Consider the following 10,403-nt stretch of genomic DNA (forward strand, 5'->3'; position numbering starts at 1 on the left):
ACATATCAAGCTGGCCGGCGGGACCGTAGCGCCGCGGCCAGCGTGCCTTCATCCAGCACATCCAGCGCGCCGCCCATCGGCACGCCCTGCGCCAGCCGTGTCACCGCCACGCCGGCGGGCCGCAACCGGTCCGTCACGTAATGCGCCGTTGCCGTGCCATCCACCGTGGCGGGCAAGGCGAGGATCACCTCCTCCACCCCGTCCGCCGCGATACGGGCCAGCAGGGGGCTGATCGACAGATCCTCCGGCCCCACCCCGCCGAGCGGCGACAGCACGCCGCCGAGCACATGGTACAGCCCTTGATGCGCATGGGCGCGTTCCAGCGCCCAGAGATCAGCCACCCCCTCCACCACGCAGATCAGATGCCGGTCGCGCCGCGGGTCGCGGCAGATGCTGCAGGGGGAGCTTGCGTCCAAATTGCCGCAGCTTTCGCAGGGCCTGACGGCGCGCGCGGCGGCCGACAGCGCCTCGGCCAGCGGCAGCATGGTCTCCTGCGGCCGCATCAGCATCCGCAGCGCCGCCCGCCTGGCGCTCCGCCGGCCGAGGCCGGGGATGCGCGAGAGCAGGGCGATCAGATGCTCGATCGGGTCGCGGTCAGACATGCCTCAGACCCATCATCCGCGTGCACGCGCCAGGGCTGCCGTGTTCATCGCTGCCGCCGGAAACCTGCCGTGGGTTTGCCAGGGCAGGGCGACCAACCCCGGAGGATCAACACCATTCCGGGGCCCCCGCCGCGTGGCGCAGCAACGTGGTGGGGATTGTCAGAATGGCAGCTTGAGGCCACCGAGGCCGCCCAGCCCGCCCGGAATGTCCAGCCCGGCGGTGGCCTTCTGCATTTCCTCCGCCATCGTCGCCTCCACCTTCTGCTTGGCGTCGGCATGGGCGGCGACCAGCAGATCCTCCAGCACCTCCCGGTCATCGGCCACCATCAGGGACGGGTCGATGGAGACGCGGCGCAAATCGCCCTTGCCGGAGAGCAACACCTTCACCATGCCGCCGCCCGCGCCGCCTTCGACTTCCGTCTGTTCCAGCCGCGCCTGCATTTCCTGCATGCGGGTCTGCATCTGCTGCGCCTGCTTCAGCATGTTGCCGAGGTTCTTCATGGGGTCTCAATCCTCCTGCGAAAGGTCATCATCGCCGGGCCCGGCGTGGAAATCGTCCAGCCCGGCCGATTCGGCATCGGGCGGGGCAAAGTCGCGGCCATCTTCGGCGGCGGCCAGGTCGGCCGCCATGGCGGGGGCCAGGCCGTAGGCATCCAGCGAGGCATCGCGCACCGCCTCGATCCGCGCCCCCGGAAAGGCGGCTAACACGGCCTGCACCAGCGGGTGGGTCTGTGCCAGGGCCAGGCGGTCGGCTTCCGCCGTCTTGCCCTGTTCGGCCAGGGTCGGCTCGCCGCCCTCATTCACCAGGGAGACGGTCCAGCGCGTGCCAGTCGCCTCCTGCATCAGGGCCGTGATCTGCTGCGCCAGGTCGCGCGGGGCTTCCGGGCGGGGGCGGATCTCGATGCGGCCGGGGCTGATCCGCACCGGATGCACATTGAGCCGCAGATGCGCGTGCAGGCTGGGCTTCCGGCCGGAGGCGAGCGCCACGATCTCCCGGAAGCTGGACGGCATCGGAGCCGGTGCGGCAGCGGGTGCCGCAACCGGGGCAGGCGCGGCCATGGCGAGCGCCGCGCCGCCACCCGCAATGGCACGCAGCCCGCCGCCGCCGCCCGTGGGTGCGGGGCTGGGCGCGGCGGTGGCGGGGCCGGCTTCGGTCAGGCGGCGCACCAGGTCGCCCGGGGTCGGCAGGTCCGCCACATGGGCCAGGCGGATCAGCACCATCTCGGCGGCGGCGCGGCGGTTGACGCCATCCTGCGCCACCTCCGCCAGCCCCTTCAGCAGCATCTGCCAGGCGCGTGCGAGGACCGGGATCGCCAGCTTCTCCGCCAGCGCGGCGCCGCGGGTGCGCTCGGCCTCGGGCAGGGCCGGGTCGTCCTTCAGCGTCGGCACGGTCTTCATGCGGGACAGCAGATGGACGAGTTCCAGCAGATCGGAGAGCACCACGGCCGGGTCCGTTCCGCGGGCATGCGCGCCCTCGGACAGCGCCAGCGCCGCCGCGGTGTCGCCTGCCATCAGCGCTTCCATCAGGTCGATCGCGAGGCCCCGATCCGCCAGGCCCAGCATTTCCGTGACCAGCCCGGTGGTGACCTTCTCGCCACCCGCCAGCGCCATCGCCTGGTCGAGGATGGACAGGCCATCGCGGACGGAGCCATCCGCCGCGCGGGCGACCATGGCGAGCGCTTCCGCCTCCGCCGGCACGGATTCGAGGTCGCAGATCCGGGAAAAATGCGTCCGCAGCGTCTCCTGGGGCACGCGGGCCAGGCGGAACGTCTGGCAGCGGGACAGGATGGTGGTGGGCACCTTCCGCAGTTCCGTCGTCGCCAGCATGAACTTCACATCCGGCGGCGGTTCCTCCAGCGTCTTCAGCAGCGCGTTGAAGGCGGCGTTGGACATCATGTGGACCTCGTCCAGGATGATGACCTTGAAGCGGCCCTGGGCGGGGCGGAAGCGCAGGCGTTCGCGCAGTTCGCGCACATCGTCGATGCCGTTGTTGCTGGCGGCATCCAGTTCCTGCACGTCCGGGTGGCGGTCGGCCAGGATGGCGCGGCATTCGGAACACACGCCGCAGGGTTCCGGCGTCGGCTTGCCGGTGCCGTCCACCCCGATGCAGTTCAGCGCGCGGGCGATGATGCGGGCGGTGGTGGTCTTGCCGACGCCGCGGACGCCGGTGAGCATGAAGGCGTGGTGCACCCGCCCCTGTGCGAAGGCGTTCCGCAGCGTGCGGACCAGCGCCTCCTGCCCGATCAAATCGGCGAAGGTGGCCGGGCGGTATTTGCGGGCGAGGACCCGATAAGGCGTGCCGGCGGGGGCCTGGACGGGGGCAGGCGGCGAGGCAGGTGCGGGCGCGGCCGGTGCCGGGTCGCCGAACAGCCCCGGCCCGTCCTGCGGCGGCTCGGGCAGGTCCTGTTCAACGGGGTCGCCAAAGATGTCGCTGGTCATCGGGGCGCTGTCCGGGGAACGTGGGGCCCGGATGCCAGGGCCGCGGGAAAGGTGGAAGATCGGCGGGCGACCCGCGCGAGAACTCGTTACGGCTGCTTCCTTCCGGACCTGACCGGGTTGGCGAGGAGCACGTCCGTCGCCGACCTTCCACCCCTAATATCGGGCCTCGGTCGCTCCGGGGCAATGCCCCCCCGGCGTCGGACCAAATCCCAAAAATAGATGAGGGGTCCGGGGAGAATACCTTCTCCCCGGCCTTCCTCCCCCGCCGCCCCCTCAGTTGCCCCCATCACAGCCGCGTGGCAGGGTCCGCCCTGATGCTCTCCGTCCCCGCCAGCCGCCCCAATGCCTATACCGGCAGCCCGCTCGACCGTGCGGGCACCCGCCGGGACGATGCCGACTGGATCGCCCAGGCGCTTGCCGATCCCGAGACCCTGTTCGCCCCGGTCTGGCGCAGTCGCAGCCTGATGAAGGGGGTCGAGGATGGCCATCCGGAGGCCGTGCTGCTGACCGGCGGCGCGGCGGAGGCCGTCCGGATGGCCGGCGGCCCCTGGGCTTTTCTTGGGATGTGGGAGCAGCGCCCGGTTTTCGCGGTGGATTGCTCCGCCGCCGAGGACCCGCTGCCGCTGCTGCCCGAAGGCATGGGCGGCTTCACCGACCTCCGCCAGGTGGCCGGCCTGCTGCCGCCGGGGGAGGCCTCGGTGCTGGCCCATGCGCGCGGGCTGATGCATTGGCGCACCCGGCACCGCTTCTGCGGCGTCTGCGGCCACACTTGCGCGCCGCGCAGTGCCGGCAACGCCATGCAATGCACCAACTGCAACGCCCAGCATTTTCCGCGCACCGACCCGGCTGTCATCATGCTGGTGGTGCGGAACGGCCGCTGCCTGCTGGGCCATTCGCACCGTTTCCCCAATGTGGCGATGTATTCCACCCTCGCGGGCTTCGTGGAGCCGGGCGAGAGCCTGGAGGAAGCGGTGCGGCGGGAGGTGATGGAGGAAGCCGCCATCGAGGTGGGGGATGTGCTGTACCATTCCTCCCAGCCCTGGCCCTTCCCCGCCAGCATCATGCTGGGCTTCCATGCCGAGGGCCTGTCGGACGAGATCCACATCGACCCGGAGGAGTTGAAGGACGCCCGCTGGTTCACGCGCGAACAGCTCCGCGACCCTGCGGCGCATGGATTTTCCCTGCCGCGCGTCGATTCCATCGCGCGCCGGCTGATCGAGGATTGGCTGGAGCAGGACGCATGAGAATCTTCGTTTCGTCCCTCGCCGCGATCCTGCTGCTGGCCGGCTGCGGTGGCCGCGCGGCGCCTGGACCGGTGGCGGCCGAAAGCCCCACCCATGCCGAATGCCGGGCGGAGGCGCGGCAGGCGCCGGGGGTGGCGGCGCAGTCCCGCCGTGTGGTGATCGGCCTGCCAAGCAGCGAGGAACGCTTCGACCAGGCGCGCCGCGCCGCCGAAAGCCGCGCCTTCACCGACTGTCTGCGACGCCGCGGCCTGGCCCGTGGTGGTGGAGTCGAACCGTTGCGCCAGCCGGGCTTCTGACCGTGGCGTGCGGCGTTCTCTGCCCGGCGGAGCCGCGGTTCGCACAGGATTACGGGCTGTGAGTGGCGCCGCGCCGCCATCCCGTGGCCTGGTCGGCTTCCTCGATGCGCTGCGTGATGGCCAGGTGGTGGTGGGTTGGGCGGCGGACCCGAAGGACCGCGCGGCGCGGCCGGTGATCCGGCTGATGCGCGGGCTGGAGGTGCTGGCCGAATGCACCGCGGATGTGACCCGCGACGATGGCAACCCCGGTTTCCGCCTGCGCGCCCCGATGCCGCTGGCGCCGGAGGATTTCCTGGAAGGCCGGGTGCGGGTGCGGGCCCTTCTGGCCGGCCACCAGGCGGCCACCACGCTGGTGATGACCCGGCGGATGCGCGAACAACTGGAAGGCGCCGCGGGCTGGGAGCCGACGACCCAGCCGACGGCGGAGGCAATGCCAGAGGCACCGCCTCACCCCCCGCCGCCCGAGCCTTCCCAACCACCGCCTGCCCAACCACCACGTTCCCCGCCCGCTCCCCAAGCCGCCTGGTCCGCGCCGGGCTGGGTGCCGCGGCCGCCGGCGCCGGGGGAACGGCCGGAGCCGGTGCGGGCAGCACCGGCGTCCTCCGTCCCGTCGCCGCCACCGTCAACCATGGCCCAGCCGCCGGCGCCGGTCGCCCCTGTCCTGCCCATGCTCGGTCCGGACCCGGACCCCCCACTGCCGCCGCCGCTGGCACCCATGCAGGCCCTGGCGCGGCTGGCCGAGGCGGCGGGGCGGCCGGTGCTGCACCTGCTGGTGCCGGCGCGCGGTTCCTTGCTCGGTGGCGTGCCCGCGCCGGGTCTTGCGGCGCTGGAGGATCTGGCGGCCTCGCGGCCGCTGCTGGCGCGGGATTGGGTGCCGCTGCGCCACGCCTTCGCCCGCCAGCCGCAACTGGCCACGCTGTGGCGCCTGGATGGGTGCAGCCTGTCGGTGGAGGGTTGCGTGGCGCTGCTGGCCACCCTGCTGGCGGTGCTGCAATTGCGGTATCCGCGGGCGACGACGGATCTCGTCCGCGCCGCCAACCTGCTCGCCCGCGCTGATCTCGCCGCGCTGCCGCGGCGGGATCTGCCGGCCTCCGCGGCACCGGGGCGGCAGGCCTTCCTTGGCGTCTCGGTGGCGGAGACGGAACCGGCGCTGCCTGAGGGGCTGTTCGCCGACCTGCCGGCACCGCGCGCGATGGGGCCGGACCTGCCGGGGCTGGAAGCCTGGTCCACCACAGCCGCGCCGCTTCCGTGGCGGGTTGTGGTGCTGACCGAGCCGGGCCTCGGCGGCAGCGCGGAACCCACCCGGATCGGCTGGTGGCTGCGCCGGATGGTCGCGGAATGCGTGATCAGCGAGGCGCTGCACATCGCCCGGCCCGAGGCTGCGCTCGGGCCTGAGCCGGATCTTGTGCTGACCCTTGCTGCGGAGCCGCGCTGAGTCCTGCGGCGGAGCCGCGCGGGGCTAATTCCCCTCGCGCTGCGCCAGCCGCAGCTTGTGCGCGCGGTAGGTGCCGAGGATGCGGAGATCGGCGGAGAAGAAGGACAATTCCTCCAGCGCCCGCGCCAGGCCCGGCTCATCCGGGCGGCCATCGACATCGGCCAGGAACTGCGTCGCGGTGAAGGCGCCGCCGACCATGTAGCTTTCAAGCTTGGTCATGTTCACGCCATTGGTCGCGAAGCCGCCCAGCGCCTTGTACAGCGCCGCCGGGATGTTGCGGACGCGGAAGACGAAGCTGGTCACCCAATCCCCGGCCTCGAAGGGCGGCGCGAGCTGCGTCAGGGAACAGACATAGAAGCGCGTGGTGTTGTGCGCCGCGTCCTCAACATTCCTTCGCAGGATCTCAAGGCCATAGATTTCGGCCGCCAGTTCGCTGGCAATCGCCGCATCCTCCACCCCGCCGCGTTCCGCGATCAGGCTGGCGGCGCCGGCGGTATCGGCCTCGATCACCGGCTGCAGGTTCAGGTCCTTGAGCAGGTTCAGCACCTGGCCCAGCGCCACCGGGTGGCTGTGGGCGCGCCTGAGCGTGGCGATCGAGGCGCCCTTCGGCGCGAGAAGGCAATGCTCCACCCGCTCGAAGTGTTCCCCCACCACATGCAGGCCGCTATCGGGCAGCAGGCGGTGGATGTCCGGCACGCGGCCGGCCAGCGAATTCTCGCAAGGTAGCATGGCCAGGCCCGCGCGCCCTTCGCGTACCGCCGCGATCGCCGCCTCGAAGGAGGCGCAGGGCAGGGTGGTCCAGCCGGGATAGGCCTGGCGGCAGGCGAGGTCCGAATAGGCGCCCGGCAGGCCCTGGAAGGCGATGATGCCAGAGGGCATCCCGGAAGTGGCTTGGGGCATGGGGTGCGAAGGTCCTGCGGGCGGCATCCGTGCGGGTTGTCGTTAACCGCCGGCGCCTATATTGTCTGGCAGGTTTTACGGCAGGCCGAAACCGGCGCAAGCCCGCCGCAAGCGGCGCGAGCCCGCCGCGACGGCCTGTTTTTCATGTTGGCCTTGCGGTGGCCCGGTTGTGGCAGCCCGCAGCGGCGCTTCGGAAGGGTGCACTCCAGGATGAGTCTGGAAGTCAACAAGGTGTTCGCCGCGGTCCTGACCGCAGGCGTGGTCTTCATGGTCTCGGGCGTGATCGGCGGCGCCATCGTGCATCCGAAGCGGCTGGAGACCAGCGCGCTGGCCGTCGCCGCGCCGCCGCCCGCCGCTGCGCCCGCCGCAGCCGCCGCGCCGCAGCCGATCGGCCCGCTGCTGGCCGCTGCCAATGTCGATACCGGCCGCCAGGTCGCCCAGCGCGCCTGCGCTTCCTGCCACAGCTTCAACCAGGGCGGGAACAACGGTATCGGCCCGAATCTGTGGAACGTGGTGAATGGGCCGCACGCCCATGTCGAGGGCTTCAACTACTCCGCCGCGCTGCGGGCGAAGGCCGCCGAACCTTGGGATTACGAGTCGCTGAACGCCTTCCTGCTGCGCCCCTCCGCCGCCATCCCGGGCACGCGCATGGCCTATGCCGGCATGTCCAACATCGGCCAGCGCGCGGACGTCATCGCCTACCTGCGCTCCCTGTCCGCAGAGCCGGCACCGCTGCCCTGAGCGGCGCGGCTGACTTCCTCGCGACGGCGGAAGCCGCCGCGGAGGCAGCGGGCGCCGTCATCCGCCCGCTGTTCCGCTCCGCCCTGCTGGTGGAAGCGAAGGGCGATGCCAGCCCGGTCACCGAAGCCGACCGGGCTGCGGAACGCGCCATCCGGGCGCTGCTCGCCGAACGCCACCCCGACCACGGCGTGATCGGCGAGGAATACGGGGACACCAACCCGGACGCCGAATGGGTCTGGGTGCTGGACCCAATCGACGGGACCCGCGCCTTCGTCACCGGCCGCCCGCTATTCGGCACGTTGATCGGCCTGCTGCACCGGGGCACCCCCGTGCTCGGGCTGATCGACCAGCCGACAACCGGGGAACGCTGGATCGGCGTGGCGGGCCAGCCCACCACCTTCCGCTCCGGCTTCGGCGGCACCCCGCGCTGCCGGCCCTGCGCACGGCTGGTGGAGGCCGAACTCTCCTGCACCTCCCCCGACATGTTCGATGCCGACTCCGCCCCCCGATTCGCCGCCGTGAAGGCGGCCGCGCGCCGCACCACCTGGGGCGGCGATTGCTACGCCTATGGCCTGCTGGCGCTCGGCCTGGTGGATGCGGTGGTGGATGCCACCATGAAGCCCTGGGACTGGGCCGCGCTGGTGCCGGTGATCCAGGGCGCCGGCGGCACCTGCACCGACTGGGCCGGCCGCCCGCTGCGCCTGGATGGCGACGGCACCGTGCTGGCCCTCGGCGATGCCGCCCTGCTGCCGGAAGCGACCCGCCTGCTAACCGGCTGAGCCGCGGTTGCGGTGGCGGGGCGGAACCCCCAACATAGCGGCTATGCGCCGACGCGATTTGCTGACCCTTTCCGCCGCCCTCGGCCTCGCGCCGAGCGCCCTGCATGCCGCAACGCCCGCCGGCGGTTCCGCCGCGCCCGGTGAGGCGATACGCACCCATGCGCTGTCCCTGCTGGGCGAACCCGCGCTGCCCGCGGATTTCACCCACTTCCCCTGGGTGAACCCCGATGCGCCGAAGGGCGGGGAGATTGCGTTGACCGCGATCGGGTCGTTCGACAGCTTCAACCAATACATCCTGCGCGGCACCCCCGCCGTCGGTCTGAGCCTGCTCTACGACACGCTGCTGTCCAACAGCACCGATGAGGCGAGCAGCGAATACCCCTATCTCGCGCAATGGATCGACCTGCCGGCCGACCGCATGGCGATCAGCTTCGAGCTGAACCCGGCCGCCCGCTGGCATGATGGCCGCCCCGTCACCGCCGCCGACGTCGTCTTCACCTTCAACGCGCTGCGCACCCATGGCCGCCCCTTCTTCCGGTCCTATTGGGGCGACGTCACGGAGGTGGTGGCTGACTCCGAGCGCCGCGTGACCTTCCGCTTCCGCAGCAATGAGAACCGCGAACTCGGCCTGATCCTCGGCCAGATGCCCGTGATGCCCGCCCATTGGTGGGAGGGTCGCGACTTCGCCCGCCCGCTGCTGGACCCGCCGCTCGGCTCCGGCGCCTACCGGCTGGAGCGCTTCGACGCCGGGCGCAGCCTGGTCTATCGCCGCGTGCCGGATTGGTGGGCGAAGGACATCCCGACCCAGAAGGGCACGCAGAACTGGGACGTGCAGCGCTACGAATATTTCCGCGACACCACCGTGGCGCTGGAAGCCTTCAAGGCCGGGCAGATCGACTTCCGCACGGAAAACAGCGCCCGCGACTGGGCGACCGGCTACGACTTCCCCGCCATGCGCCGCGGCCTGGCGAAGCAGGACGAGGTGCGCCACGAACTGCCGACCGGCATGCAGGCCTTCGCCATGAACCTGCGCCGGCCGCTGTTCCAGGATGCCCGCGTGCGCCGCGCGCTGATCGAGCTGTTCGACTATGAATGGATGAACGCCAACCTGTTCTTCGGCAGCTACACCCGCACACAGAGCTACTTCTCCAATTCCGAATTGGCTTCATCTGGCCTGCCGACAGGCGCCGAACTCGCGATCCTTGAACCCTTTCGCGGCCGCGTGCCGGAGGAAGTCTTCACCACCGAATACAAGCTTCCCGTCACCGACGGCTCCGGCAACAACCGCGAGGGCATCCGCAACGCGCTCCGCCTGCTGCAGGCCGCCGGCTGGCGCGTGCAGAACCGCCGCCTGGTCGGGCCGCAGGGCCAGCCCTTCGAATTCGAGATCCTGCTGCAAGGCGCCACCTTCGAACGCATCGCCCTGCCCTATGTTCAGGCACTGGAACGCATCGGCATGTCCGTCCGCGTCCGCACCGTGGACCCGGCGCAGTACCAGACCCGCACCGACGCCTTTGACTTCGACATGACCGTGGACGTCATCGGCCAGTCGCTCTCCCCCGGCAACGAACAGCGGGACTTCTTCTCCTCCGCCAAGGCGCGGGAGAATGGCAGCCGCAACGTCGCCGGCATCAGCGATCCGGCGATCGACGAGCTGGTGGAACTCGTCATCAGCGCACCGGACCGCGACCAACTCATCGCCCGCACCCGCGCACTGGACCGCGTGCTGCTGTGGAACAACTTCATGATCCCCAACTGGCACACCCGCAGCTTCCGCATCGCCTTCTGGGACAAATTCGGCCGCCCCGAACGCAACCCGCGCTACGGCCTCGGCCTCGAAACCTGGTGGATCGACCCCGCCAAGGAACGCGCCCTGACCGAAGCCCGGCGGACGCTGTAGTGGCTATGGGAGTGCTGCGTTTGTGGCCCGGGGGGGGGGGGGGGGGGGGGGGGGGGGGGGGGGGGGG

At 71.2% G+C, this 10,403-nt stretch carries 10 protein-coding genes and 1 other RNA gene; 6 read left to right on the forward strand and 5 right to left on the reverse strand.

Annotated features, from left to right (window positions below; all coding sequences use genetic code 11):
• Nucleotides 1-5 precede the first annotated feature (5 nt).
• From recR to ffs, 4 genes are all read right to left on the reverse strand, one after another.
• Complete coding sequence (gene recR, locus ACFHNC_RS02735; protein WP_437167670.1) at nucleotides 6-602, reverse strand: recombination mediator RecR; 597 nt, start codon at nucleotides 600-602, stop codon at nucleotides 6-8.
• A 159-nt stretch (nucleotides 603-761) separates the two neighbouring features.
• Nucleotides 762-1,103 (reverse strand): YbaB/EbfC family nucleoid-associated protein, encoded by a 342-nt coding sequence (locus ACFHNC_RS02740; protein WP_437167671.1) that lies wholly within the window; start codon nucleotides 1,101-1,103, stop codon nucleotides 762-764.
• Nucleotides 1,104-1,109: 6 nt separating this feature from the next.
• Entirely contained in the window at nucleotides 1,110-3,041 is a 1,932-nt protein-coding gene (locus tag ACFHNC_RS02745; RefSeq protein ID WP_437167672.1) for a DNA polymerase III subunit gamma/tau, read from the reverse strand.
• Nucleotides 3,042-3,094: 53 nt separating this feature from the next.
• Nucleotides 3,095-3,187: signal recognition particle sRNA small type (ffs, locus tag ACFHNC_RS02750), an RNA gene on the reverse strand.
• 168 nt (nucleotides 3,188-3,355) lie between these two features.
• Between ffs and nudC the strand changes: the two genes are divergently transcribed.
• Genes nudC through ACFHNC_RS02765 form a run of 3 tightly spaced genes read left to right on the forward strand, consistent with a single transcriptional unit; the run spans nucleotide 3,356 to nucleotide 6,016 of the window.
• On the forward strand, nucleotides 3,356-4,285 hold the full coding sequence (gene nudC / locus ACFHNC_RS02755; RefSeq protein WP_437167673.1) for an NAD(+) diphosphatase: 930 nt from the start codon (nucleotides 3,356-3,358) through the stop codon (nucleotides 4,283-4,285).
• Nucleotides 4,282-4,581 carry a phosphoribosylamine--glycine ligase gene (locus ACFHNC_RS02760; RefSeq protein WP_437167674.1) on the forward strand — a complete coding sequence of 100 codons (300 nt, stop codon included), beginning with the start codon at nucleotides 4,282-4,284 and terminating at the stop codon, nucleotides 4,579-4,581. The genes nudC and ACFHNC_RS02760 overlap by 4 nt, the downstream gene beginning before the upstream one ends.
• A gap of 58 nt (nucleotides 4,582-4,639) precedes the next feature.
• The gene (locus ACFHNC_RS02765) at nucleotides 4,640-6,016 is read left to right on the forward strand and encodes a hypothetical protein (protein ID WP_437167675.1); all 1,377 of its coding nucleotides are present in this window, start codon (nucleotides 4,640-4,642) and stop codon (nucleotides 6,014-6,016) included.
• 24 nt (nucleotides 6,017-6,040) lie between these two features.
• Here ACFHNC_RS02765 and ACFHNC_RS02770 read toward each other — a convergent pair whose 3' ends face one another.
• A complete protein-coding gene (locus ACFHNC_RS02770) occupies nucleotides 6,041-6,916 on the reverse strand; it encodes a prephenate dehydratase (RefSeq protein WP_437167676.1) in 876 nt (291 codons plus the stop codon).
• A 210-nt stretch (nucleotides 6,917-7,126) separates the two neighbouring features.
• Between ACFHNC_RS02770 and ACFHNC_RS02775 the strand changes: the two genes are divergently transcribed.
• The 3 genes from ACFHNC_RS02775 to ACFHNC_RS02785 are packed head-to-tail and all read left to right on the forward strand — an operon-like array spanning nucleotide 7,127 to nucleotide 10,336.
• Complete coding sequence (locus ACFHNC_RS02775; RefSeq protein WP_437167677.1) at nucleotides 7,127-7,657, forward strand: c-type cytochrome; 531 nt, start codon at nucleotides 7,127-7,129, stop codon at nucleotides 7,655-7,657.
• Entirely contained in the window at nucleotides 7,654-8,436 is a 783-nt protein-coding gene (hisN, locus tag ACFHNC_RS02780; RefSeq protein ID WP_437167691.1) for a histidinol-phosphatase, read from the forward strand. The genes ACFHNC_RS02775 and hisN overlap by 4 nt, the downstream gene beginning before the upstream one ends.
• Nucleotides 8,437-8,479: 43 nt before the next feature.
• Nucleotides 8,480-10,336, forward strand: a complete 1,857-nt coding sequence (locus ACFHNC_RS02785) for an extracellular solute-binding protein (RefSeq protein ID WP_437167678.1) — start codon at nucleotides 8,480-8,482, stop codon at nucleotides 10,334-10,336.
• Nucleotides 10,337-10,403: the final 67 nt, after the last annotated feature.

The sequence above is a fragment of the Falsiroseomonas sp. E2-1-a4 genome (assembly GCF_051433165.1).
Lineage (GTDB): Bacteria > Pseudomonadota > Alphaproteobacteria > Acetobacterales > Acetobacteraceae > Falsiroseomonas.

Coding starts and splice junctions, on each gene's coding strand:
- recR (WP_437167670.1), bottom strand. CDS start 602: ATGTCTGACCGCGACCCGATCGAGCATCTGATCGCCCTGCTCTCGCGC.
- ACFHNC_RS02740 (WP_437167671.1), bottom strand. CDS start 1,103: ATGAAGAACCTCGGCAACATGCTGAAGCAGGCGCAGCAGATGCAGACC.
- ACFHNC_RS02745 (WP_437167672.1), bottom strand. CDS start 3,041: ATGACCAGCGACATCTTTGGCGACCCCGTTGAACAGGACCTGCCCGAG.
- nudC (WP_437167673.1), top strand. CDS start 3,356: ATGCTCTCCGTCCCCGCCAGCCGCCCCAATGCCTATACCGGCAGCCCG.
- ACFHNC_RS02760 (WP_437167674.1), top strand. CDS start 4,282: ATGAGAATCTTCGTTTCGTCCCTCGCCGCGATCCTGCTGCTGGCCGGC.
- ACFHNC_RS02770 (WP_437167676.1), bottom strand. CDS start 6,916: ATGCCCCAAGCCACTTCCGGGATGCCCTCTGGCATCATCGCCTTCCAG.
- ACFHNC_RS02775 (WP_437167677.1), top strand. CDS start 7,127: ATGAGTCTGGAAGTCAACAAGGTGTTCGCCGCGGTCCTGACCGCAGGC.
- ACFHNC_RS02785 (WP_437167678.1), top strand. CDS start 8,480: ATGCGCCGACGCGATTTGCTGACCCTTTCCGCCGCCCTCGGCCTCGCG.